This is a genomic window from Nocardia sp. BMG51109, from assembly GCF_000526215.1.
Lineage (GTDB): Bacteria > Actinomycetota > Actinomycetes > Mycobacteriales > Mycobacteriaceae > Nocardia.
In genome coordinates this window covers 7744811-7768770 of sequence record NZ_JAFQ01000004.1, presented here as the reverse complement: position 1 = coordinate 7768770, position 23960 = coordinate 7744811, and the positions used below count along the sequence as shown (strand labels likewise).

Here is a 23960-nt window from a genome sequence, read left to right as displayed (position 1 = left end):
CGGCGGGTCTGCACCGGCGGCGCCGTCAGTGCGTCCACACCGGCAGCGTGATGCGGGAAGCGTGCGGGCCCGCGTGGGAGATCTCCTGTCGCGCAACGACGGTGGCCGAGGCGGTGAGCGCGGGTTCGCCGGTTCCCGGGTTGCGGGCGTAGCGGGGGTGCGCCCCGGAACTCACCTGGACGCCGAGGCGGTGGCCGGCGGCGAAGCGGTGGAACGTGGGCCACAGCGGGATCTCGACCACCCGGAAACCCTCGGCGTCGGGTTCCGGATCGGTTCCGGCGGTGCCGATCGAGCCGATGCGGCGGATGCCGTCGCAGACGGTGATCGAACGGCCGTCGGGGTGGACGTCGGTGAGGCGGACGAAGACGTCGTGGCTCGGCGCCGACGAGCGGATCCGGATGGCGGCCACCGGTTCTCCGGCGATATCGAGGTGCTCGCCGAGCGGATCCGACCGGAACACCGCGACATCCGGGCGGCGTTCGTGCTCGGCATTGTCCGACGGCGCGTTGTCCGGCGCCAGGCTCGGCCCGCCCACCGCGGGCGTCGGGCGGTCCGGATCGTAGGTGTAGCGCGTGCTGCCGTCCGGTCCGGCGGCGGTGGCCAGCCCACCGCCGGTGTGCAGCAGCCAGTTTCGGCCGGCCGTGCCCGCGGGCGGCCAGACCTCGAGGTCGTGCCAGGTCTGCGCGCCCGTCTGGTAGGCCCGCACCGGCGTCGCGCGCCCGGACGGCTCGCCCGCGAACACCTCCTTCAGGAAGGCGACCGAATCCCGGTGCGCCGGACCGGCTTTGCCTCGGGACAGATGTCCCCACGGCCCGACGGTCAGCCGCGGCGGGTTGCCCGCCTCGACGAGTTGCCGGTACGTGCGCAGCTGCCAGGGCGTGAAGATGTCGTACCAGCCCGTCACCATCAGCACCGGCGCGGTGACATCGGGCACCGACGCGGTATGCGACTGGCTCGTCCAGTACTCGTCGGTGAGCCGCTCGTGCCGGACCCAGTCCTGGTACCAGTGGATCGGGTGCCCGACCGCGGCGCTGTCGCCCGCGCCGAGGGGGAGTGCGTCGAATGCCTTGTCCAGCTTGCGGTTCGCGAACGGGATGGTGAGCAGCGCGAGCCCGCCGCGGCCCATCCGGTCCATCAGGTTGCTCCAGCCGAGCGCGTTGCGCAGCGAGAACGCGCCGTTGTCCCAGGTGATCGCGCCGAAGTCCGGCATCGTGATCTGCAGGACCAGGGCCTCGGGTGCATTGCCGGGGTCCTCGCGGCACATCCTTCCGGCGACGGCCCACTGGGTGTAGCCCATATAGCTCTCGCCGAAGGTCACCAGCCGGCCGGTGAACCAGGGTTGGCGGCGCACCCAGCGGTGCGTGGCGATGCCGTCGCGCTGCTCGTCGACCTGCGGTGTGAATCGCCCCTGCGAACCCCATGTGCCGCGCGAACTCTGGAAGAACACCGTGAATCCTTCGTAGGCCAGCCCGCGGGCCGTGCCGCCGAGGACGCCGCGCCGGCCGTACGGGCCGCGGATGACGACGGTCGGCAACGTCTCGTCGGCGCCGACGGGACGGTAGAGATCGCCGAGCAACTGCACCCCGTCGTCCATGGGCGTGCGCAGGTTTCGTTCGACGACGACGTCGTGGGGTCCGAGCTCGACGTCACCACGGGTGCGCGCGTCGAGAGTGCGGGTGAGTCGCTGTCGCAGCGTGGTCATTCCGCCTCCTTGCGGGATCGGGACAGGTGCGGCGCCGGATCACCGCGCCGTCGCGCTGCCGGATCACCGCGCCGTTGCGCTGCCGGATCACCGCGCCGTTGCGCTGCCGGATCACCGCGCCGTTGCGCTGCCGGATCACCGCGCCGTTGCGCTGCCGGATCACCGCGCCGTTGCGCTGCCGGATCACCGCGCCGTTGCGCTGCCGGATCACCGCGCCGTTGCGCTGCCGGATCACCGCGCCGTTGCGCTGCCGGATCACCGACGCCGTCGTGCCGGCGGGCGTCGAGGATGTCGCGCAGGCGTTCCAGCGCCGGTAGCGCGTCGGCGAGCCGGGCGCGTTCGGCGGGGCCGAGATCCGCGGCGGCCGCGGCCATCAGCGCCGCGCTCGTGGCGTCGAACCGTTCGAACAGCGCGAGGGCCCGCGCGGTCGCGGCGACCTCGACGCGGCGCAGGTCGTGGGCGTTCGGCCGCCGCGTCACCAGGCCACGGTCCGTCATGACGGTGAGCAGGTTGCTGACGGTGGACCGGCCGAGGCCGAGCCGTTCGGCGAGTTCGCCGGGCGAGCGGACGACGCCGCGCGGCAGCGCGCGCACGATCTCGATCTGTGCGTCCGGTATGTCGGGCAGGTTCGCGCTCGCCCGGGTGCTCGCCAGCAGCGTCCGGCGCAGCGGCGAGAGGACGGCGGCGAGCCGCGCCGGGTCGAAATCGGTCATCGCGGCGGTTCTCCCTCCGGCACTCCGTCCGTGACGCCAACTAGTTTTGACACAAACATATCTGGGGTCAAGTGCCGCGGAAGTGTTGTTGCAGAGGTCGACGTCACCCGAGCCGAGGACGACGCCGCCTGATCGTCGTCCACGCCGTCGAGCCGCGTCCCGCAAGACCCCGGTCCTGTGGGTCGCGGCCTGGTGGGGGCACTACATGGTGATGACGATGTTGCCTCGGGCGTGGTGGGTGAGCATGTGGGCGACCGCTTCGGGGGCCTGGGCGAGGGGGTAGGTCTTTTCGGTGATCACCTCGAGGTCGCCGGAGGTCAGGAGTGCGGCCAGGGCGTCGAGGTTGGCTCGGGTTACGGCGCAGGTGACGGTGCGGACGTCGGTCGAGCCCCAGCGCATCGTCATTGCTCGTGCGACTCGCGGCAGGCTGCCGAACAGCCCGCGGCCGGGTCCGACGCTGTTGGGGATGAGGATCCCCTCGGGGGACAGCGCCCTGGCCGTCCTGGCGGGCGGATGGTTCAGGACGTTGTCGAGGATCACGTCGAAACGTCGTGTGCCGCGGGTGAAGTCGTCACGGGTGTAGTCGATGATGTCGTCGGCGCCGAGGGCCTGGACGAATTCGGCGTTGCGGGTGCTGCAGACGCCGGTGACGTGGGCGCCGAGCGTCTTGGCGATCTGCACGGCGAGCGTGCCGATGCCGCCCGACGCGCCGTTGATCAGAACCCGCCTCCCCGGTCCGGCCGCGCCCACCTCGCGCATCGCGAGCAGTGCCGTGAGGCCCGACATGCCCGCTACCGCAGCGCTTTCGAACGACAGGGCGGCGGGCTTGCGGGCCAGCTGGGATATCGGGGCCACCGCGTATTCGGCGAACGTGCCGCCCGACGACCTCGCGTTGTCGCTCCACAGCGAGCCGAAAACCTCGTCGCCCGGCCGGAATTCGGTCACGTTCGCGCCGACGGCCGCCACGACGCCCGCGACGTCGCTGCCCCGCACCGGCGTGGCCGGCCGGGTGAGCCCGAATTGCAGCCGGAGAATGTACGGGACGCCGGTCACCGCGAGCCAGTCCGGGGTGTTCACGCTGGTGGCCCGCATTCGGACCAGGACCTCGTCGTCGCCGGGTGCGGGCCGGTCGATCTCGTCGAGAGTGAGGACCCGTTGCGGAAGGCCGTATCCCCGTTGGACGATCGCCGTCATCGTCGTCTTCCGGTCGTCGTCGGGTGTTGTCGCGTTCGTCGATGTCGACATGGGTTTCTCCTGAGGGGCTGTCGCGCCGGGCGGATATGACCAATCGTCGCGCTCCGGGCCCGGCGGCACATCGGCCCGGCGGCTCGGACCGAGCCGGCCGATAGTCCGGTGGCGCGGTAGCACTTTCGGCCGGGGCGTGCCGTCGGTCAACGCTCGATGCGGTTGGTTTCGTACGCCCAGATGACGATCTCCACGCGATTGCGCGCGCCGAGCTTGGCCATCAGGCCGGCGATGTGGGTCTTCACGGTGCTGAGGCTGATGTGCAGTTCCGCCGCGATCTCGCCGTTGGTCCGCCCGCGCGCCACGACGGCCAGGATCTGCTCCTCGCGTTCGGTGAGCGCGGTGGCCGGCTGGGCGGGCGACGCGGCGGCGCCCGCGAAGGCGGTGAGCAGGCGCGCGGTGATGCTGGGGGAGATGAGCGCGTCACCGCGGGCGGCGGCGTGCACGGCCTGGGCCAGCATCGCCGGCCCGGCCTCTTTCAGGAGGAAGCCGCGGGCACCGGCGCGGAGCGCGGCATAGACGTATTCGTCGAGGTCGAAGGTGGTGATGACGACGACGGCGAGCGGATCGCCGACGGCCGGGCCGGCGAGCCGGCGGGTGGCCTCGATACCGTCGATGCCCGGCATGCGGATGTCGAACAGGCACACGTCGGGCCGGAGGTCGCGGGCGAGCCGGACGGCCTGTTCGCCGTCCGCCGCCGCGCCGACGACCTCGATGCCCGGCTGGGCGTCGAGGATCATCACCAGTCCGGTGCGGACGATCTCCTGGTCGTCGGCGACGAGCACGCGCAGGCTCCCCGGCCCGGTGGCGCTCACGTCGCCGCTCGCTCGCGGGGGAGCACCGCCGTCACGGTCCATCCGCGCTCGGGGTTCGGGCCCGCCCGGCAGGTGCCGCCGAGCAGGCCGGCCCGCTCGACCATGCCGGCCAGGCCGTATCCCGCTCCGGCGGAGCGGGCGGGACCGCCGTCCCCGTCGTCCCGCACGAGCAACCGCACGGACGCGTCGTCGGTCGTGACGTGGACCTCGATGCGGGTGGCGTTGCGGGCGTGCCGGACGGCGTTGGTGACCGACTCCTGCGCCAGGCGGTAGATCGCGGTGCCGAGAGCCGGTGGTAGATCGGCGATTTCGCCGTCGACCTCGACCTCGACCGAGGGCCCGGCCCCGGCCTGCGCGGCGAGACTCGCCAGATCGGCGATGCCGGGGGTGTGGTCACCGTCGTCGACCGGCCGGTTGCGCCGGAGCACGCGCACGATGGTGCGCATCTCGGCGAGCGTGCTCGCGGCCTCCGCCTCGATCAGGCGCAGCGCGTCGACGGCCGCGCCGGGTGTGGTCTCGGCGGTCGCCAGGCCCGCCTGGGCGCGAATCGCCATGGCGGACACGTGATGTGCGACGGTGTCGTGCAGGTCGCGGGCCAGTCGCTCCCGTTCGATCAGCTTGATTCGTTCCCGCTCCCGGACCTTCGCCCGCGCACGGTACCGGAACGCCAGGCCCAGCGCGACGGCCGCGGACAGCACGAGGAATCCGGCGATCGCGTCGCCCACCCGCACATCACCGGCGAGCATCGCGATACCCGCCGTCGTGAAGGCGACCGCCGATCCCATGACGATGTCGCGTCCGGAACCCCACCGGTACAACGCATACGGCAGCAACAGCATCGCGCCCATGGCGCCGATTCCGGACTGTTCGCCGCCCAGCAGGACCGTCGCCGCGGCCGATCCGGTGAAGGCAACAGTAACCATCGGCAGCGGTCTGCTCCGGCGCCACAGCAGCGCGGGCAGGATCGCGACCGCGACCGGCACCCAGACGATCCGATGTGGAAGATCCTGCCGCACTATGCCTTCGATGATCGCCAATCCTACGAATGCGCCCACGAGCGCCCAGTCCCGCCAGGACCGCCGCGGCGGGTCCGGCGCCTGGGGCTCGTTCCACACCGAGCGGAGAAGGTCGCGCACGCTTCTATGATCGCGCTCGGCGGCGGCGAGGGGAAACGGTAGCGGACACGCCGTGCCCGAACCTGCCGTTCCGGGCCGCCCCGGTGCCACAACGTCATTCGTCGCCGCTTCCGTCATCCGGCGTGCTCTCGGAGCAGCAGGGCGATGACGGTGTGCGCGGTGGCCGGGTCGGGGTTGAGGGTGGGGTCGCCGCCGTTGTGCAGGTAGCGCTCGCCGAGGGCGACGATGCCGTCGGCGAGGGTGGCAGGCGGCGCGGGCGGGTGGTATCCGCCGTGGGTGACCTCGTGGTCGATGGTGTCGGCCAGGAGCTGGACCAGGCGGGGGCGGACCGGGCCGTTGGGCGCGGTGAGCAGCCGCACGGCCCGGTCGCCCTCGTTGGCCAGAAGGGCTTGCAGCGGTGGCGCTTTCGCGGCGGCGTCGAGGAACCAGTTGATGCCCTGCTGCAGACGGGGGAGTCCGGCGCCGGGCGCCGCGGTGGTGGCCTTCTCCACGAGCCCGCGCAGTTCGAGCCAGACGACATCGGCGAGCAGCCGGTCGCGGTCGCCGGTCCAGCGGTACAGCGTGGTGCGGGAGACGCCGAGTTCGGCGGCGAGATCGACCATGTCGAGGCGCTCGCCGTGCAGGAAGCGCCGGCGCGCGGCGGCGAACGCCTCGGCCGGCGTCGCGCGGGCCGCCGGCCGTTGTTCGCCGGTGGCGTGCAGATAGGCCGGCGTCGGGGGATCACCGGTCACGGACGCCATGGGGAACATCGTAGTCACTCGGGCCCCCTATGGAACATTTGACGGATATGACACACAGAGTTACATTTCGACAGAATGTAACATCGGTCTGAATTCGGGAGCCAGCGTTGGGCATTCGGTACATCCTGGTCGCGGCGGTGGTAATCCTCGGCGCCCTGGTGACGCCCGCGGGTGCGAAGCCCGCGGCGGCGGATCCCGGTGGCGCGCCGCCGCCGGTGGCGGGGTTGTCGGTCGACGAGTTCCGGGACGCGTTCGTCCAGCGCGACGGGTCGGCGCTGACCGTGGCCGGCCGGCCGTTCCGGTTCTCCGGCGCGAACGTCGAGTGGCTGGGGCTGATGAACTACGGCCCCGATCCGTCCGCGGCGGTCCCGGCGGGCAGTCAGCGCTACCCGACCGAGTACGAACTCGACGATGTCTTCGCCACGGCTCGTGAGATGGGCGCCACGGTGCTCCGTTCACAGACGCTGGGCGATACGGTCGGCTGCCCGCTGTGCGTGGAACCCGCACCGGGACAGTTCAATCCGGACGCCTTCGCGCACCTGGACCTGGTGGTCGCCAAGGCCCGCGAGTACGGCCTCAAGCTGATCGGCGAATTCTCCGGCGACGCCAACGGCGCCCCCGCGCCGGACCAGACCTCGCCGAGCGCCGACAGTCACGACTGGTACTGCACCTGGCGGCACCGGCCCGACTGCGGGCAGGCATTCTTCACCGACCCGGCCATCATCGGCGACTACCAGCGTCACATGAGTGCGGTGCTCGAGCACGTCAATCCGCGCACCGGTCTCGCCTACAAGGACGATCCGACGTTCGCCGGCTGGGTCGACGGCAACAATCTCAACCTGCTCGACGGCGCACCCGTTCCGGCGGTGGAGAACTGGCTGCGCACCGTCTCCGACTTCTTCCGCTCCGTCGCACCGCGGCAGCTGTTCGTCAACATCAGCCTCGGCGGCGGCGACGGGTTCGTCACCGACAGCGTGCTGCGGCTGCCCAACGTCGACGTCTACGCCACCGAGTACTACCCGCACTGGATGCCGCTGATCTCCGGCGGCAACCGCATCGACGGCAACGCCCCGAAGCTGCATGCCACGGCCGCCCAGGTCGCCGCCGCGGGCAAGGCGTTCTCGGCGATCGAATTCGGCTGGGACCGAACCGATTTCAGCACGCCCGCGGCGCTGCGTGACTTCCTCACCGGTGTGGCGTCCGATCCGGCCGTGGCGGGGGACAATTTCTGGGCGTTGCAGGCACACGCCCCCGGCCACGGCTGGCAGCCGATCCCGGCCGACACCGGCTGCTCGCCGACGTGCGAGTGGGGCGAGGACGGCAACTGGTGGGCGCTGTACTACACCGGCCTCGCCACCGCCTCCCACGACGCCGCCGACATGGCCACGCGCGCACAGCTTTTGCGCGATCACTCCTACGCCATGGCCGGCTATCCGACCCCTCCGGCGCACTCGCCGGTCGCCGCGCCGGCCGTCACCTCCGTCGCCGACGGCACGGTTCTCTTCGAAGGCGCCGCCGGTTCGCCGACCTATTCCGTGCAGCGGCGCGACCCCGGCGGCTGGGCGACGGTCTGCGACCACTGCACCACCGATGCCGCGGGCGGCTGGCACGATCCCGCGCCGACGACGTCCGGTTGCTACCGGGTCCTCGGCTACAACCTCGACGGCGTGGCGGGTCCGCTGTCCCGCCCGGCCGGTACGTGCGAACTCTCGGAGGGAACCTGAGCGCTGCCCGGCCGGGTGACTCCACCTTGGGCAGCCTGTACACCGTTGTCCGGCAATCGAATCCGCAATGCGCCAGGGTGGTCGTGCCGGCGCTGATCGGGGTGATGGCTCCGGCTGCCCGGTCCGCGTTCCCGAGACCACCTTTGCTCACCAGCAGCTGTCAATTCTCGGTGCGCAGATCCGGAAGGTGGTTCCGCTGGTCACGCCGGCTCGGCCGAGCGTCGTGACGAGTTGGTCGCTGAGGAACAGGGCACCCTGGGGATCGATGACGTGCCGGAACGCCGCGAGGGTGCGGATGTCGTGTGGGTTCTTCGGACTCAGGTAGAGGTGGATGCCCTCGCTGGTGTCGCTGAGATGTTCGGCCTCGTCGCCCCAGTCGATCAGGCCGAAGGCGTGGAAGACCGCGAGATCCGTCCGGCCGGTCGACGTCCGCGCGGGCAGCAACTCACCGTAGGGTTCGAGAATCGGTGCGGCTGCCGCGACAGTATCCGTACCGCACAGCAGCAGAGTGCCGATGTCGAGGTAGGGCATGTCGGCCGGCAGCAACGGGTCGCCGTCGTCGTCGGTGTCGATCAGATCGATGGTGATCGGCACCCAGTCGTCGGCGCACGGTGTGGTGCCCCAGTTGGCTATTGCCTGTCCGTCGTCGTAGGAACGCAGGCGTGCCCACTGATAGTGGGCGCAGTTGGCGTCGCGGACAGGACGGTAGGCGTAGATCGGTTCGGATCGGCCCTCCGAAGTCGATTCCATCAGGGTGTCTCTGCGACGGCGATGAATGTGAGTCCGGCGAACAGGTCGTTGTCGCTGCGCATGGAGTCGACTGCCTTCTCGGAGAAGAACATTCCGTACGTCGGGTGCGTGCTGACGGTGAGAATGTCGAGTTCTTCTGCCTCGGGCCGGAATACGACGGTGGTGGTCGGCAAGATCTTGGCCGGTTTCGAGGTGTTCGATCGATCGAGATCGAACACGTCTGCGTAGGTTGTGCAGTGGAACAGCAGCATGGACTGGCCGGACATTGTCGCGGCGAGGATTTCGCCCCAGTTCGAGAGGTAGGGTTCGACCCGGCTGCGATCCTGTGGCCGGAACGTCAGGCTCGGTCGGCTCGGGGTCATCACCGTGGCCGGGCGTAGCGGCCTGCCTCGCTCATCGAACGGGTCCGGAACCAGCTCCGGCGGGACCCAGTCGGTGGCCGACTGCGGTTGGGGCCCCAGGTCGCGGATTCGATCCGTGTCACTGCGGTCGGCGAACTGGACATCCTCGTATCCCTGGGCGCAGGTTACTTGGAAGAAGCGCATACGTTTCCTCTCGGTCGGCTACGGGATGAGGTTTCCACCGGATTTGTACACCTCGGCGACCTGTCTGAGAACATCGATCACCCCTTCGCGCGTGGTTTCGGCCCTCAGCAGGTCGGTCAGGACCTGGAGATTGGCTTTGCTGTGCACATCGCCGCCGTGGTGAGGTATGCGGATGTCGTCGGGGCCCATGACGCCGCGGTGGTCGGGCAGCCACACGCCATTGGCTGGATCGTTGATCTTGATCTCGAATTGCTTCAAGATCGCGCGGGCGTCTGGTGCGCCGCCGTATCGGATGGCGCCCGGGACGATGTGGTGCGCTTGGTCGTGGTCGCTCTCCGGATGCTGTGGATTGTCTTTGTCGGCGCGCATTCTTCTGCCGAGTTTTTCCGAATCGGGCAGTTCGCCGTCGTGGTATTCGCACGGACCAGGGACAAGGCCCAGGGGATCGTTCCAGACCAGCGGGTTGTGCGGGTAGGCGGCTGGGTTGGGTGCGGGGGCGAGGCCGAGCGGGTCCTGGGTGAGGAACCGGCCGACGGCCGGGTCGTAGACACGGTGGAGGTTGTAGTGCAGGCCGGTCTCGGGGTCATGGAATTGGCCGGGGAAACGTAGCGGTGTGACGGTGCTACCGGTCCAGGTGGTTCTGCCCCAGAGGTCGTTCGACGCGGTCGCGACGGTACGGGCTGCATCAGGGTCTACGAGTTCGGTTGGGGCGCCGATGAGATCGGTGACGATGGCGTAGAACTCGCTGTCGATGGCGGCCTGGTCGATGGTTTGGGTCAGCGGGGTGTATGAACCCGGCTGGTAGTGCCAGCGGGTGGTGGTGTCGGCAGTGACCTGCTCGACGAGATTCGTTCCGTCCCAGACGTAGTCGATGCGTTCCAGGAGGGTGCTGTCGTTGGCGAGGTGTTGTTTGGTGGTGCGGCGGCCGAGGGCGTCGTAGGTGTAGTGCCACCACTGGTGGTCGGGGGTGTAGACGTCCGTCAGCTGGTCGAAACTGTTGTAGCGGTAGTGCCAGATATCGGGTTTGCGGGAGAGGCGGGTGGTGGTCTTGCGGATCAGGCGGCCCGCGGCGTCGTAGTGGTAGCGGGTGCGGCCGTCTCGGATCAGGAGGTTGTTGCGGTACTCGCGGTTCGGGGACTCCGAACGGTGCTGTGCGGCAGTCGAAGTCGATTGTTCCGTGACGGCGCTGGTGATATTGCTCAGCGGGTCGTAGGTGTAGTTCTCGGTGTGGCGGTCGTTGTGGGCGACGGTGGTGACGCGGCCGATCGGGTCGAGGGTGTAGGCGCGCCGCAGGGGTGTGGTTTCGGGGCGGGTGGTGGTGTGGGTGGTGAGGTAGCCGTCCGGGCGGAAGGTGAACTCGTCGTGGCGGATTCGGCGTGGGCCGGGTCTGCCGGATGGGCCGAGATCGAGCGACAAGGCGCGGGTGGGGAACGCTGTCACCTCTTGGCGGGTGACGCGGCCGATGTTGTCCAGTTCGCGAGCGACGGCGATTTCACCGGTGCGCCAGCTGGTCAGTTGGCCGAGCGGGTCGTAGTCGAAGGTGACGTCGTGGCCGTCGGCGGTGAGACGGTCGACGCGGCCGGTGATGTCGCGGTGCCAGCCGGTGTCGGCGCCGCTGGGGGTGATGCGGCGGATGCGGCGGCCGTGCGGGTCGTATTCGTAGTGCGTCGGCGGGCGGGTGTCGACCTGTTCGGTCTCGATCGACCCCGTCGTAGTGTAGGTGAAGGCGAGCGCGTGTGTCGGGTCGGCACCGGTTCCGTTGTCCGCGGTGAGGATTCGGTCCGCGGGGTCGTAGGTGTAGCGAATCCACTCGCCCGCGTCCGTGGTGATCTCGGTGAGGCGGCCGAGGACGTCGTGACGGTGATGCCGGGTGGTTCCGGTGGTGGAGGTGACGGTGGCCGTCCGCCCGGCACGGTCGTGGGTGTAGTGGGTGGTCGCCCCGGTGTAGTCGGTTTCGGCGATCAGGCGGCCCGCGGTGTCGTATTCGTAGGTCCAGCTCTGGCCGAGAGGGTTGTGGACCGCGGCGAGGCGGCGTTCGGTGTCCCAGGCGTAGCGGGTGACCGATCCGTCGGCGTCGGTTCGTGAGTCGACGAGATCGAAAGCGCCGTAGGCGAATCCGGTGACGCCGCCCGCGCGGTCGGTGTGGGTGAGGGTGTTGCCCTCGCCGTCGTAGCTCCACGATTCGGCGTAGCCGTCGGGATCCGTTCTGCGGACCAGCTTTCCGGCCGGTGACCAGTCGTATCGGGTCACCGATCCGGCGGCGTCGATGATGCGGATCGGGCGGCCGGCGGCGTCGCGTTCGATCCGGGTCTCGGATCCGAGCGGGTCGACGAGGCGGACCGGCAGGCCGGCCTCGTCGACGTGCACCACCGTGCGGGCGCCGGTGGATTCGGTGATCGTGGCGAGTGCGCCGTTGGGGTGGTAGGTGAGTTCGGTGCGGGCCCCGGAGGCATCGATGGTCGCCGCGAGGTCGCCGTCCTCGGACCATTCGCGGCGCTCCACCGAACCGTCCGGTGCAGTGATCGCGGTGGGGCGGTTGCGCCAGAGGTAGTCGATCGCGATCGAATTTCCGTCGGGGCGCGTTATTTTCGCGGGATCGCCGGCCTCGTTGTACAGGTAGGTGGTGGTGGTTCCGTCCGGAGCGACCACGGCCAGCGGTCTACGGTCGGTGTTGTAGTCGATGTGGGTGCGGCCGCCGTCGGGTGTGACGAGGTCGCGCAGCTGGAGTTCGCGGTCGAAGCCGTGCGTGGTGGTCGCGCCGTGGGAGTCGGTGACGGTGGTGAGGCGGCCGGTGCCGTCGGGGAACTCCAGATAGTCGAAGTCGGAGTTCAGGATTCCGGCGGTGCCGCGCTGGTGGATCACCCGGCCGGACTCGTCGTAGGTGTTGAGCATCCGGTTGCCGTTGGAGTCGGTCCACGAGGTCATGCGGTGCTCGGCGTCGTAGGTGTAGCGGGTCGTCGCGCCGTCCGCGTTGGTGACCGAGACGAGATCGCCTGCGTTGTAACCGAACTCGTACAGCGGCTGGGCGAACTCGCCGAGTTCGGGGTGGTGGGTGAGCAGCGACAGGCCGGTGACGCGCCCACGCGCGGATTCGATCCGCACCCGGTATCCGCCGGAGTGCGTAACCTCCACGGGCACACCGTCGGAGTCGTAACGGAAGCGGACGCGGTTGTGGTGCCGGTCGGTGATCGCCGAGATCGCGAAGTTGCCGAGCCTGGCCTCGATACCGTCGAGGCCCAATTCGGGCGCGAAATGCCAGATGATCTCGCGGCGTTGGTCCCGGACGCGGTATCCGCCGGAATCGGTGCGGGTCAGCGTCCAGCGCTGTCCCTCGGTGAGCGGCCGTACCGGCACATCGACCTCGGAGTGCGGGTAGGCCAGCATGACGCCGTCCTCGCCGAGGAAGGTGACGCCCTCGTCCTCGACGACGATGCGGACGTCCAGCGTGGCGGACCAGGACGGGCCGAACCACCGGCCGAACCGGAAGTTCGAGTGGTGCGCCCGTCGCAGCTCCAGGGGTAGGACGCCGGGCAGCGCGAGATCCGTTTCGGGGAGCAGGAATTCGCCCGTGCTGATGTCGACCGGGTCCTCGGAGCAGGTCTTCTGCCCGGGCGTGCGGTCGACTTCCGGGCCGTCGCTCTGTGCCTGCTCATGGGCGTGCGCGTCGGAGCGCGCCCGGTCCTCCGGCGTGGAGTCCTCGGGATCGCGCGGTGGTTTGTCGTCGTCCGGGCCGGTATCTCGATCGGTGCGGGTGTCGTCGGGATCGGGTGCGCGGTCCCTGGGAGCTTCCGGATCGCGGTCCGGGCGAGGGTCGTGTCGTGCGGGATTGTCGGTGTCGCGGTGGGGGTTATGGGTGCGGTCTCTGGGTGCTTCCGGATCGCGGTCGGGCCGAGGATCTCGACGTTCGGGATGTTCGGTGTCGCGTGTGCGATCGTTCGGCGTGTCGGTGTCGCGGTCGGGCCGAGGGGCGTGGCGGTCGGGATCGTGCGTGCGGTCCCCGGGCGCGTTCGGGTTGCGGTCGGAGTGTGGTGGTTTGCGGTCCGGCGGTTCGTGATCGCGGCTCGGGGAGCGGCCCTCTCCGCGATCCGGTATTTCGTCCGAATCATGGCGCGGTGGACGCGAATTCGGTCCGTCGTCGGGACCGTGGCCGGGCCGGGAATCCGGACGGGTGCGGGTCGGCGACTCGGAACGCGGATGTGATGACGCGGGCTCGGGATCCGGCCGGGTGGTCGGCGAGTCCGAGTGCGGCCGGGACGACGAACCGGAATGGGGATCGGTGCGCATCGGCGAGGATCGGGTGCCGGGGTACGCCGACGGTGACGAGTCCGGGTTCGGGCGAAAGGGGGATGACGGAGTCGCTTGTCCGCGTGGTGAAACCGGATCCGCCCGAGTAGGCGACGCCGGTGTCCGGTCGGAGATCCGGGACGAGGGAGCGCCGTCGGAGTGCGGGCGCTGCGGGGGCGCCTCCGAAGGCGAGCGCGGCTGCGGCGCACGGCCGTCCGGGTGTGCTCCGGGAGTCTGCTGCCAGACCGGCGCGGGGTCGGAGCCGGTGCGCGAAGGACCGGGATCGTGGGTGGTCGGCGCGTGGTCCGGACCCGGACGAGTGGAAAAGGCCGGGTCCTGGCTCGTGTTCGCCGGATCGGTGTCACTGTCCGGTCCGGATGCTCGGTCGGGGTCGGTCCGGCTCGTCGGCGTATCGGCGTGTGCAGGCGAATCCGGCCGGGAGTGCGGTGCCGAATCCGGATCCGTCCGTGTGGGTGTCGTCTCGGAGTCGACGTGCGGCGTGGGCGTGGTATCGGAGTCCGGCCGGGACGCCGGCGCCCGGTCGGGATCCGAGCGTGGCGTCGACGAGTGGTCCGGTCGTGGCGCGCCGTCGTGGTCGACGTGTGGCGTACGCGGAGGATCCGGTTCGGTTCGCCGTTCCGGTATCGAATCCTGCTCGGGCTGTCGGTGTGTCGGGCCGGTGTCGTGGCGATCGCCCGGTGTCGGATCCTGGTCCGGGCGGTGCTCCGGTCTGGGGTCCGGGTTCTGGTCCGGCCGGTGTTCCGGTCTCGGATCGGGATCCGGGTCGGGTCGGTGGTCCGGTGTCGGATCCGGGTCCGGCCGCTGCTGAGGTGCCGGATCGGGATCGGGCCTGTCGCTCGGCGACGGGTCGGGGTCCGGCCCGTGCTCCGGGCCGGGGTCGCGGTGCGGCGGGGTATCCGAATCCGGTGTGTGGCTCGGTGTTTCCGGTTCGGGTGACGGTGAATCGTCGGAATGACCGTGCGAGGCAGGCGGATCGGAGTGCCGCGGATGGTCGGGAGTCGACGAGTGCCCGCCGCCGTCCTCGGCCCTCGGCGCCGGGGAGTCGGGCTGACGGCCGGCCTCCAGGGGGTGGGTGTTGCTGGGCGTGTGGGTGGGATCGGTGTGTGCGGGACCGGCGCTCGGGCCCTCGGGTGTAGTGCCGGTGTTGTGCGGGCCGCCCATCTCGCGCGTGGGGATCGGGCTGTGCGTGCCGTTGGTGGGCAGGTGCCGGCCGACCCGCCCCGCGTCGTCCAGGGTGCGGCCGGCGTCCTTGATCCGCTTGAGCGCGTTGATGGCCGTCTTGGCGCCGCCGCCCCCGCCGGTGGCCGCGGTGAGCAGCAGGTCGCCGGTCAGGGCCCCGGTGAATTCGAACGGGTTGCGCCGCGCGTCGGACAGGATCGCCGACACCGTCGCTCCCGGATCCGCCACCGCGACAACGAGTCCGGTGCCGAGATCGGCCAGGCCGGTCATGTACTCGGCCGGATGGGTCATGTTGTAGATGTCGGTCGGGTTGACCTGCCGCACGAACTGGACCAACCCGGTGAAGCTGGTCAGCAGCCCGGAGTAGAAGTTCAGCATCCCGTGCTCGAGAACCCCACCGAGATCGCTGAGGTTGGCCATCCAGCGGTCGGTGAACGGCGGCTCCTTCGGTGCCTTCTCGGTGGCGGCCGAGAAGGCGCCGACGGCGATCGAGGCGCCGTTGTCGCGCTGAGTTCTGGCGCGGCGCAGGAGTTCTCGCGCGGTGGTGCGCATCGAGGACCAGGTGTCGACGAGGGTGGTCTGGGACTGCTGCTCCGCGGTCAGCGAGTTCCACCAGGTCTTCTGCCTGCGCTCCTCGGCATCGGCCGCCTTCCACCACTCGATCGCGTCGGTGGCCTTGTCCTGCGCGGCCTTCACCTCGTTGTGCCAGGCGGTCATCGCGTGCGACGCGGCGTTCATGGCGTCGGCGCCGTCGAACCACAGCTTCGGCTGCTTGTCGTAGACCGCGTTGAACGCGTCGGCGCCCGCACCGGTCCATGCGGACGAGTCGATCTTCTTGAGCGCTTGACCGGTCGCATCGATGGAGCTCGCGAACTTCTGCAGAGTGTCGGCGGTGGAACCGATTTCGGCGGGCTCGCCGCGGATCAACTCCTTGGGATCCTCGGTCTCGCCGAGTTCCTCCTCGCCGACATCACCGCCGGTGCCCGAGGCGATGTTGTCGCCGAGGTCGTCGAGGGCCTCGGCGGCGCCGTCCAGCCCGATCGCATCGGCTCCCTCGCTGACGAGATCCAGGCCCGCGTCGGCGGCTCGACCCAGGCCCTCGACGGCGTTCTCCACGCCGTCTTCGATCGAATCACCGAGATCGTCGACGAAATCGCTGAACCCCACCCGGTCAGCTCCCCTCCTGCTCCTGTATGATCTCGGCCGCGCGCTGGGCCGCACCGGTGTTCCATCCGGGGTCCGCACCGGTGACGTAGCCGGCGGCCGGGATGCCGGCGGGGCCGACGAGCGGCATCCCCTGCACGACAGCCAGATTCGACAGAGCCTGCGGACCGACCTCTTGGACGACCTTCCAGTCGGTCTGTATCTTCCGACTGGCCTGCTGGAACGACTCGGTGCTGTAGTCGGCGTTGCGAATGTGGTTGGCCGGGTTGTCGGCGAAGGTCTCTCCCCAGGACCGCTGGGTGATCTCCTCGTCGGACAGATGCGGATTCCCGGCCAGGTGGGTCCACATCTTCTTCAGCGTGCCCTCGGCGATGGAATCCATTTCGTGGTAGCGGCCGGCCGCCAGGCCCAGGGTGCGGGCGATCGAATTGCCGGCCTGCACGAGTGCCCGGATACCCCAGGACCACCGTTCGGTGAACTCCTCGAAGGTCTTCTGCACCGAATGCTTGCCCGCCTCCAGCGTCGACAGGGTCAGCAGCGAGAATCCCCGGCCCATATTGCCCGTCTCGCCGATACCCAGCTCCGACAGCTGGCCGATGGTGTCGTCGATGCCCTTCGCGGCCTGCTGTAGCACCGCGGGATCGACCTGCACCTTGGTCATCGTCGAACCTCCGATCGACCTGCTACTCCGGAACTTTCGGTGGGAATGCCATCGGTGCGGTTCCCACGATGTCGACCGCGACTCCGGTGGGCTCGTCCCGGGACTCGGCGTAGGCCCTCAGCCGCCACCCGAACAGCCAGTGGTACCGGTACCGCTGCTCGGTGTCGACGCCACCGGCGGTGAGATATTCGCGGGCGGTCATGAACCGGGCGTATTCCTCGATGCTGGTGAAAGCGCACAACCAGTCGACCCCGCCGAACCGGGAAATCTGGACATTGTCGTCGTCTGTCACCGGAACCAGCAGAGCGGCCTGGAGAAACGTGTCCTGCAAGGCCACGGGTTGACCGAAACCCGCGTAAAAGGCCGCGATCTCACCACGGAGCGCGTCGAGACCGTTGTCAGACATGGCACGGTACCCTCCCCGAGCGGTACGTTCCCTCCCCGGAATATTTCGATCCAGTATACGCGGGCGGCCACCGTACCGGGTGCCCATATTTGTCGGGTCCGGACCGAATGTGTCTGGGCTGCAACGTCTGCCAGTGTGAATGAACGGAGAGTTAACGGACGTCGGACAGTATCGGCACAGTTACGTTCGGCACAGGAAACGATCTTCGTCCGAATTCCGTCGGCAGCGGCTCAGCCGGTATTGCCGACGGCAATGGTCAGGCCCGATGTATTTGTTCTGGTGCCACCCGCTGTCCACCGAGGGACTCGGCATGGACATGCCGGAACCCACACCCACCCGGCTGCGTGCTGTCGGCACGTCCATGCGGGAGCGCCCGATGTGGCAGGCCGATCTGCCGCTCGCGGCGCCGGCGGCCGCGCGCGCCGGCCGAAGCTCGTCATCTCCGGCACCTGGGAGGACGCGCCGGAACTCTACCGCCGGTATGCCGGTGAACCCCTGATGGCCTGCGCGGCGGCCGTGGCCGAACGGATCTGCGCGTACCCGGTTACCATCCGCACACCCAGCCTCCGGCGGAGGTCGACGCCGCACTGCGGGAGTTGTGGTCCTGATGCCCGGGCTCGGTACGCGCCGGACGCCTCAGTACGTGTAGAAGCCGCGGCCGGCCTTGCGGCCGAGGTAGCCGGCCTCGACCATGCGGCGCAGCAGGACCGGCGGAGCGTACTGCGGTTCGCCGAATTCGGCGTACAGGGATTCGGCGACGGCCAGGGTGATGTCGAGGCCGACGGTGTCGGTCAGGCGCAGCGGGCCCATCGGGTGGGCGCAGCCGGAGACCATGCCCTCGTCGATGTCCTCGGCGCTGGCGAAACCGGTCTCGAACATCCGGATCGCGGCGCACAGGTACGGGATGAGCAGGGCGTTGACGATGAAGCCGGCCTGATCCTTGGATTCGATGGTGCGCTTGCCGAGCACGTCTCGGGCGTAGCCGGCGACGGTGTCGACCACGGCCCGGTCGGTCTTCAGGGTCACCACGATCTCGACCAGCGGCAGCACCGGCACCGGGTTGAAGAAGTGCACGCCGACCACGCGGCCGGGGTTGGCGGTGGCGTTCGCGAGCCGGATCACCGGGATCGAGGACGTGTTGGTGGCCAGGATGGTCTCGGGGGAGACGATGGCGTCGAGCTTGGTGAAGAATTCGGTCTTCAGCGATTCGATCTCCGGGGCCGCCTCGATCACCAGCTGCCGGTCGGCGAAGTCGTCGATGGCGACCGTCAGCGCGACGCGGTCGCGGGCCGCGTCGGCATCGGCCTGCTCGAGCCGCCCGGACTTCACCGCCCGGGCCAGCGACTTCTCGATGCGGGTCACGGCGGCGTCGGCCGCCTCGCGATCCCGCTCCAGGACCAGCACCGCGCCACCGGCGCGCGCGGCCACCTCGGCAATTCCGGCACCCATGGTTCCGCCACCGATCACGCCAATGCGTTCCACCCGAGTTCTCCTTCATCTGTCGGCGCCGGATCGGCGCACCGGGGGTGCCGGTCACACCGGTCGGTGGCGCGGCACGGGTCCTTCAAGAGGGTCGCATACGACATCGGCTGCTCGGCAGCCGGATTCGCGGGGCGGGGCCGGCGACCGCGTCGCGAGTATCGAGGTCCGGTCAATAGAGATGGATTCCCAGCAGCGCCACCCAGACGACGCCCAGCCAGGCATCCGTCGCGATGCGCAGCCACCGCGGGGCGAAACGAATCTCCATGAAGTACCGGATGATCAAGCGGCACTTGATCATTCCGAGAACGACGATGCCGACCACCAGTCCGTCGCTCACCGCCGGCCCGGCATGCCCGGGCGTGAGCCGCCAGGCGAGGACCGTCATGGCAGTCAGCATCGCCCAGGCGACCAGGACACTGCGCTTGTCCTTGGCGGCGGTCGTTTTCTCACCGGAAACGGATTGTGTCGTCATGGCTCATCTCATGAGGTAGAGGATCGCGAAAATGATCACCCAGAGCAGGTCGACCATGTGCCAGTAGATCGCGCCCTGCTCGACGAATCCCACCCGTCGCTTACCGGGATCGCGCAATTCTCGGACCACGATTCCCAGAATCAGCACTCCGAGCGCGACGTGCGCCAGATGAATGCCGGTGAGGGCATAGTAGAAACTGAAGAACTCGTTGCCGACAGTGAATCCCCGGGAGATCTCCCGGTACCATTCGTACGCCTTGAAGGCGGCGAACAGCACCCCGCACGCGCCCGCCGCCAGCATCAGCCGTTCCGCCGTCCGCACGGCTCCCTGCCGGACGGCGATCACACCCAGAGCCACGAACAGGGAACTCGTCAGCAGGACGACGGTATTGATCACGCCGATCCCGATGTTCAAGTGCCGCTGGGCATCCGAGAACGCCTCCGGCGACAGGGCCCGGAACACCATGTAGGTGACGAAATAGCAGCCGAAGAAGAACAGGTCGCCGAGGACCATCACCCACATATCGATATCGCCGGGCAGGTGCGTCGCCCGGCGGCCGCCGGCCGGGGCCGGTGTTTCCCGATCGGTTGCCGTCATCGGATCTCCTCGGCCGAGTACAGGGGCGGCGTCGAGGGAGTTTCCGCCCGGGTGGCGTTGCGCATGATCGGGAACAGGCAGACGATCCACGCGGCGAAGATGACGATGGCGATGTAGAAGGTGATCATCCCGTTCCACGCCAGCGCGCCCGAATGGTAGACCCACATCTGGGTGGCCACGACCTCCGTGACGATCTGCCAGATCGATATGTAGGCGAACCACTTGGGGAAGACGCGGTTGCGGTCGTAGAAGATCGCGATCGCCAGCACCGCGTAGGCCGCCGTGAAGCATCCGAGCGACCCGTTGTAGGACAGCATGCCCAGGTCGTAGAGCAGGTGCAGGAGGCGGGCGTCGCGGTCCGGCCGGAAGGTCGCGGTCAGCCAGCAGATCAGCAGCAGGTGGAATCCGGGGACGGCGCCGACTCCCATACCGGCGATATAGGCGTAGGCCAGCACCGATCCCGACGACATTCGCTTCATGAAGTAGCCGATGATGCCGTTGGATACCGCCGCCCCGCCGGCGACGACCAGGAGCAGCACGAAGCCGACCTGAATTCCCGTGTGGTGCTTGTCGAACCACTGCTCGACCTGAATATCGGTGACATCGGGGCGCGGCGGGGGAGTGGCCCGGCCCAGCAGGCATACGCCCACCGACATCACGGTGTAGAAACCGGCGAACAGCCAGTAGGTGATCCAGACGTCGAGGTTCGCTTTCTTTCCCGGATCGGCGTCGGTGGAGCCACCGACCGGCTCGGGCGCGGCCACGGTGGTCATGCCACGCCCTCCTCGCGAGCCTGCCGCCCGAGTGCGGAGCGCAGAAGGAAGAACATGACCACGAAGAAGAGCGCGAAGGCGCCGTTGCGCAGCCAGAACGAGATCGCGCCGTCCCACGCCAGCGGGCCGTCACGGAATACCGCGGCGCCGGCCGACGGGGCCATGGCGACCGCGGTCAGCAGGGAATAATGGCCCAGCCATGTCGGGAAGATCGGATCCCGGTCGTCGTCGAAATAGACGGCCAGGGCCAGCAGCACGAACTGCGCGACCACCATGCCGATCGGCGCGATGAAGACGATCCACGCCAGATCGTTGAGCACCTGTACGAGTTCGTCGCCGCGGCCGGGGCGGAACGCGGCGGTGGCGAAGAAGATATTCGACAGCGCGAACAGGGTGGTGCCCGCGACGATCGCGGTGAGATAGGAGAAGGCGAAGATCCGGCTCTGCCCCTTCATGCGCATCATCTGGGCCATGATCAGCACGAAGAACGGCACGATCAGCACGCCGCAGAGATTGAACCCCACCATGCTGAACCGGATCATCGGCGTGTTGTCGGCGTAGAACCGCGCGACCTCCGCGGCCGACGCGTTCGGGGACATCGGGGGAAAGAATCCGGGGAACGCGACGAACAGGATGAGCAGGACGGCCGCGACCACCGGCGACGACCAGAGGATGACCTGCTGTGCCCGCAGCCTGGAGTACGCCGATTGCTCCTCGGATTCCGTGCGGACCTGCATGCCTGCCTCTTCCATGAGTCGCGGCCGCGGCAGCCGGACCGGTGTCGGCCGCCGGGCATCCACGTCGGAGCATGGCAGCTTTCCTGACGGTAGTCAATAATTGAGGATCTGTAGAATGACTGGTATGTCGACAGTTTCGTCGGGTTCGAATGGTGACTACCGTCAGACACGAGCCGTGCCGGTCCGGGCCCGGTCGCACGCCAGCCGGGAGGCGATCGTGCAGGCCGCCCTGGCGTTGTGGCGCACCAAGGGGTTCGCCGGCACCACGGTCACCGATGTCTGCAAGGCCGCCGGGGTGTCGAAAGCGCTGTTCTACGTGTACTTCTCGCGCCGGGAGGACGTGCTGCTGGAGGCCGAGGTGTTCACGATGCGCGACGCCCACGCCGCCGCCGAGGCCGTCGTCGCCCGGCCCTACGAACTCCTCGACCTGATCGCGGCGATCATCGAAACCCTGCAGGAGCGTTTCCGCCGCTACCCGCCGGAGCTGGTCTTCGAAACGGTTCTGGAAACCTATCGGCTCGAGCAGCGCACCCTGGCCGACGGTGCCACGGAGGCCGACATCTCGTTCCTGTTCCTGGATCCCTTCCGGCAGGCTCAACGGGACGGCAAGCTCCCCGCGGACGTGGACGTCGAGCGGGCCGCCCGGGTCGCCCAGGTCCTGGTGGCCGACGGCGTAAGATGCTGGGCCGCAACAGGATTCGTCGGCACGTCACCGGCTCGATCGCTGGCCGCGGAGATCGGCACGCTCGTGCACGCGATCCGGCGCTAGTTCCGGCAGGGGCCGCCGCCATGTCCTCGCCCTCGGCAAGCTCCCGCCTCGGCACCGTCGTGCGCCGGCCGTTGTCCACATCGCTCGGCGTTCGGCCGTCATCACGGCATACTCCCGGCCCGGGTCCACTACCGGCACTGGTGGATCCGGGCCGAGGATGCGCCGGAACGGCAGAGGCGGCACGCCGGGAACCGGCGGGTGCCGTCACGGCGGAACGGCGGAACCGCCGGTCGTGGTACCGGGCGTTGCGGTGTGAGCCGGGTCTTCCGGTGGATCCGCGGCCCGGGCGGGGCGGCGGTAGTGCACCCGCGGAACGCCGTTCGCGACCGTGACCGTGGCCCGCACGCCGTAGACCTGTTCCACGAGGTGTTCGGTCAGGGTGTCGGCGGGGCTGCCGTGGGCGGCGACCCGGCCGCGGTCGAGGACCAGCACGTGGTCGCAGAACATGGCGGCCAGGTTGAGGTCGTGCAGGGCGACGACGGCGGTGAGCGGCAGGCGGGTGACCAGCTCCAGGATGTCGAGTTGATGGGCGATGTCGAGGTGGTTGGTGGGTTCGTCGAGGAGCAGTTCGCTCGGCTGCTGGGCGAGGGCGCGGGCGATCTGGGCGCGCTGCTGTTCGCCGCCCGACAGCGTGTGCCAGGTCCGCCGCGCATATCCGGTGAGGCCGGTGGCGGCCAGGGCGGCATCGATCGCGGCTTCCTCCTCGCCGTCGCGTCCGAACAGGTCGCGATGCGGAATCCTGCCGAGCCGCACCACATCTCGCACGGCGACATCGACATCGGTATGCGCATGCTGGCCGACCAGGGCGATGCGCCGGGCCAGCGGACGCCGGCCGAGCCGATGCACGTCGGAGCCGTCCAGGGTGATGGCGCCGCGGTCGGGCCGGGCGAGTCCGGCCAGCAGCCGCAGCAGCGAGGACTTGCCGGATCCGTTGGGGCCCAACAGTCCTACGGTCCGGCCGGGCTCCGGGGCGATACTCACCCCGTCGATGACGAGCGTCCCGCCGCGGGTCCACTCCAGGTGGCGCGCCTCCAGCGTCATACGGTGCTCCTCGTCCGCAGGAGCAGCAGCGCGAAGGCGGGCACGCCGATCAGCGCGGTGACGACCCCGACGGGCACCTCCTGCGGCGCGAAGACGGTGCGCGCCAACGCATCCACCCACACCAGGAACACCGCCCCGAGCACGGCCGTCACCGGCAGCAGCCGGCTGTGCCGGGGCCCGGCGAGCAGGCGCGCGGCGTGCGGCAGGACGAGCCCGACGAATCCGATCGCCCCGGCCGCGCTGACCAGGACCGCGGTGATCAGCGCGGTCACGGCCAGGAGCAGCAGCCGGGCGCGGGCCACCGCGATGCCGAGGGTGGCCGCGGTGGCGGCGCCGAAGGTGAACGCGTCGAGGGTCGGCGCCTGCCACAGGCACAGCGCGAACCCGGCGGCGCACACCGCCGCGGCCGCCGCGACATCGGTCCAGTCGGCCCCGGCCAGCGAGCCGAGCATCCAGAACAGCACGCCGCGGGTGCGTTCGGCATCGGCCGAGGACAAGACGACGACCGAGGTCAGCGCGGAGAACAGCTGGGTGATCGCGACACCGGCCAGCACCACCCGGGCGGTGCCGCCACCCGCGGCCGCGGCCAGGCCGAGCACGGCGCCGAAGGACACCAGCGCCCCGGCGAACGCCCCGGTGGACAGCGACACTGTGCCGCCGCCGAGGCCGAGCACCGCGATCGCCACCGCTCCGGTGGAGGCGCCCGAGGAGATGCCCAGCACGAACGGGTCGGCGAGCGGATTGCGCAGCAGCGACTGCATGATCACGCCGCACATCCCCAGACCGGCACCGCACAGCGCGGCCAGCAGGGCGCGCGGAAGGCGCAGTTCCCAGACGATGCCCGCGCGGATCGGCGACACCTCCGCGGCACCGACGCCCAGCCGGTCGAACAGCACCGCGTACACATCACCGACGGACAGCTCGGCCGGGCCGACGGTGACCGTCACCGCGATCGAGAGACCCAGCACGAGCAACCCGCACAGCACCGTCGTCACCGGTCGCAG

20 protein-coding genes are annotated in these 23960 nt (G+C 69.5%); 2 read left to right on the top strand and 18 right to left on the bottom strand.

All coding sequences use genetic code 11. The annotated features are described in order from the left end of the window. Positions 1-25 precede the first annotated feature (25 nt). From D892_RS0136535 to D892_RS44285, 6 genes are all read right to left on the bottom strand, one after another. Complete coding sequence (locus D892_RS0136535; protein WP_024805999.1) at positions 26-1702, bottom strand: CocE/NonD family hydrolase; 1677 nt, start codon at positions 1700-1702, stop codon at positions 26-28. Then, the gene (locus D892_RS48105; protein ID WP_024805998.1) at positions 1699-2415 is read right to left on the bottom strand and encodes a MarR family winged helix-turn-helix transcriptional regulator; all 717 of its coding nucleotides are present in this window, start codon (positions 2413-2415) and stop codon (positions 1699-1701) included. Before D892_RS48105 ends, D892_RS0136535 begins: the two co-directional genes overlap by 4 nt. Before the next feature lie 201 nt (positions 2416-2616). Next, a complete protein-coding gene (locus tag D892_RS0136525; RefSeq protein WP_156959852.1) occupies positions 2617-3660 on the bottom strand; it encodes an NAD(P)-dependent alcohol dehydrogenase in 1044 nt (347 codons plus the stop codon). A gap of 146 nt (positions 3661-3806) precedes the next feature. Beyond that, entirely contained in the window at positions 3807-4475 is a 669-nt protein-coding gene (locus tag D892_RS0136520) for a response regulator transcription factor (protein WP_024805996.1), read from the bottom strand. After that, positions 4472-5611: a sensor histidine kinase gene (locus D892_RS0136515; protein ID WP_024805995.1), complete on the bottom strand. Its 1140-nt coding sequence runs from the start codon at positions 5609-5611 to the stop codon at positions 4472-4474. The genes D892_RS0136520 and D892_RS0136515 overlap by 4 nt, the downstream gene beginning before the upstream one ends. A gap of 113 nt (positions 5612-5724) precedes the next feature. Then, positions 5725-6351: a QsdR family transcriptional regulator gene (locus D892_RS44285; RefSeq protein WP_024805994.1), complete on the bottom strand. Its 627-nt coding sequence runs from the start codon at positions 6349-6351 to the stop codon at positions 5725-5727. 107 nt (positions 6352-6458) lie between these two features. Between D892_RS44285 and D892_RS0136505 the strand changes: the two genes are divergently transcribed. After that, positions 6459-8075 carry a hypothetical protein gene (locus tag D892_RS0136505; protein ID WP_024805993.1) on the top strand — a complete coding sequence of 539 codons (1617 nt, stop codon included), beginning with the start codon at positions 6459-6461 and terminating at the stop codon, positions 8073-8075. Positions 8076-8222: 147 nt separating this feature from the next. Here D892_RS0136505 and D892_RS0136500 read toward each other — a convergent pair whose 3' ends face one another. The 10 genes from D892_RS0136500 to D892_RS0136455 all read right to left on the bottom strand — a co-directional run bounded on the left by D892_RS0136500 (position 8223) and on the right by D892_RS0136455 (position 21146). Next, complete coding sequence (locus tag D892_RS0136500) at positions 8223-8825, bottom strand: hypothetical protein (protein ID WP_024805992.1); 603 nt, start codon at positions 8823-8825, stop codon at positions 8223-8225. Next, the gene (locus D892_RS0136495) at positions 8825-9370 is read right to left on the bottom strand and encodes a hypothetical protein (protein WP_024805991.1); all 546 of its coding nucleotides are present in this window, start codon (positions 9368-9370) and stop codon (positions 8825-8827) included. The genes D892_RS0136500 and D892_RS0136495 overlap by 1 nt, the downstream gene beginning before the upstream one ends. Before the next feature lie 18 nt (positions 9371-9388). Continuing rightward, positions 9389-16021, bottom strand: a complete 6633-nt coding sequence (locus D892_RS44280; protein WP_024805990.1) for a putative T7SS-secreted protein — start codon at positions 16019-16021, stop codon at positions 9389-9391. A gap of 4 nt (positions 16022-16025) precedes the next feature. Continuing rightward, on the bottom strand, positions 16026-16679 hold the full coding sequence (locus D892_RS0136485; protein ID WP_024805989.1) for a type VII secretion target: 654 nt from the start codon (positions 16677-16679) through the stop codon (positions 16026-16028). Between the two features lie 22 nt (positions 16680-16701). After that, entirely contained in the window at positions 16702-17085 is a 384-nt protein-coding gene (locus D892_RS0136480; protein ID WP_024805988.1) for a hypothetical protein, read from the bottom strand. 636 nt (positions 17086-17721) lie between these two features. Beyond that, positions 17722-18567: a 3-hydroxybutyryl-CoA dehydrogenase gene (locus D892_RS0136475; RefSeq protein ID WP_024805987.1), complete on the bottom strand. Its 846-nt coding sequence runs from the start codon at positions 18565-18567 to the stop codon at positions 17722-17724. Between the two features lie 169 nt (positions 18568-18736). Beyond that, positions 18737-19039: a cytochrome C oxidase subunit IV family protein gene (locus tag D892_RS0136470; protein ID WP_024805986.1), complete on the bottom strand. Its 303-nt coding sequence runs from the start codon at positions 19037-19039 to the stop codon at positions 18737-18739. 3 nt (positions 19040-19042) lie between these two features. Next, positions 19043-19636 carry a cytochrome c oxidase subunit 3 gene (locus tag D892_RS0136465; protein WP_024805985.1) on the bottom strand — a complete coding sequence of 198 codons (594 nt, stop codon included), beginning with the start codon at positions 19634-19636 and terminating at the stop codon, positions 19043-19045. Beyond that, entirely contained in the window at positions 19633-20409 is a 777-nt protein-coding gene (locus D892_RS0136460; RefSeq protein WP_024805984.1) for a hypothetical protein, read from the bottom strand. Before D892_RS0136460 ends, D892_RS0136465 begins: the two co-directional genes overlap by 4 nt. After that, positions 20406-21146 carry a hypothetical protein gene (locus D892_RS0136455; protein ID WP_024805983.1) on the bottom strand — a complete coding sequence of 247 codons (741 nt, stop codon included), beginning with the start codon at positions 21144-21146 and terminating at the stop codon, positions 20406-20408. Before D892_RS0136455 ends, D892_RS0136460 begins: the two co-directional genes overlap by 4 nt. 124 nt (positions 21147-21270) lie before the next feature. Between D892_RS0136455 and D892_RS0136450 the strand changes: the two genes are divergently transcribed. Further along, positions 21271-21915 (top strand): TetR/AcrR family transcriptional regulator, encoded by a 645-nt coding sequence (locus D892_RS0136450; protein WP_024805982.1) that lies wholly within the window; start codon positions 21271-21273, stop codon positions 21913-21915. Positions 21916-22119: 204 nt separating this feature from the next. Here D892_RS0136450 and D892_RS0136445 read toward each other — a convergent pair whose 3' ends face one another. Both D892_RS0136445 and D892_RS0136440 read right to left on the bottom strand, forming a co-directional pair. After that, positions 22120-22956: an ABC transporter ATP-binding protein gene (locus D892_RS0136445; RefSeq protein WP_024805981.1), complete on the bottom strand. Its 837-nt coding sequence runs from the start codon at positions 22954-22956 to the stop codon at positions 22120-22122. Beyond that, a complete protein-coding gene (locus D892_RS0136440; protein WP_232236251.1) occupies positions 22953-23951 on the bottom strand; it encodes an iron ABC transporter permease in 999 nt (332 codons plus the stop codon). Before D892_RS0136440 ends, D892_RS0136445 begins: the two co-directional genes overlap by 4 nt. Positions 23952-23960 lie beyond the last annotated feature (9 nt).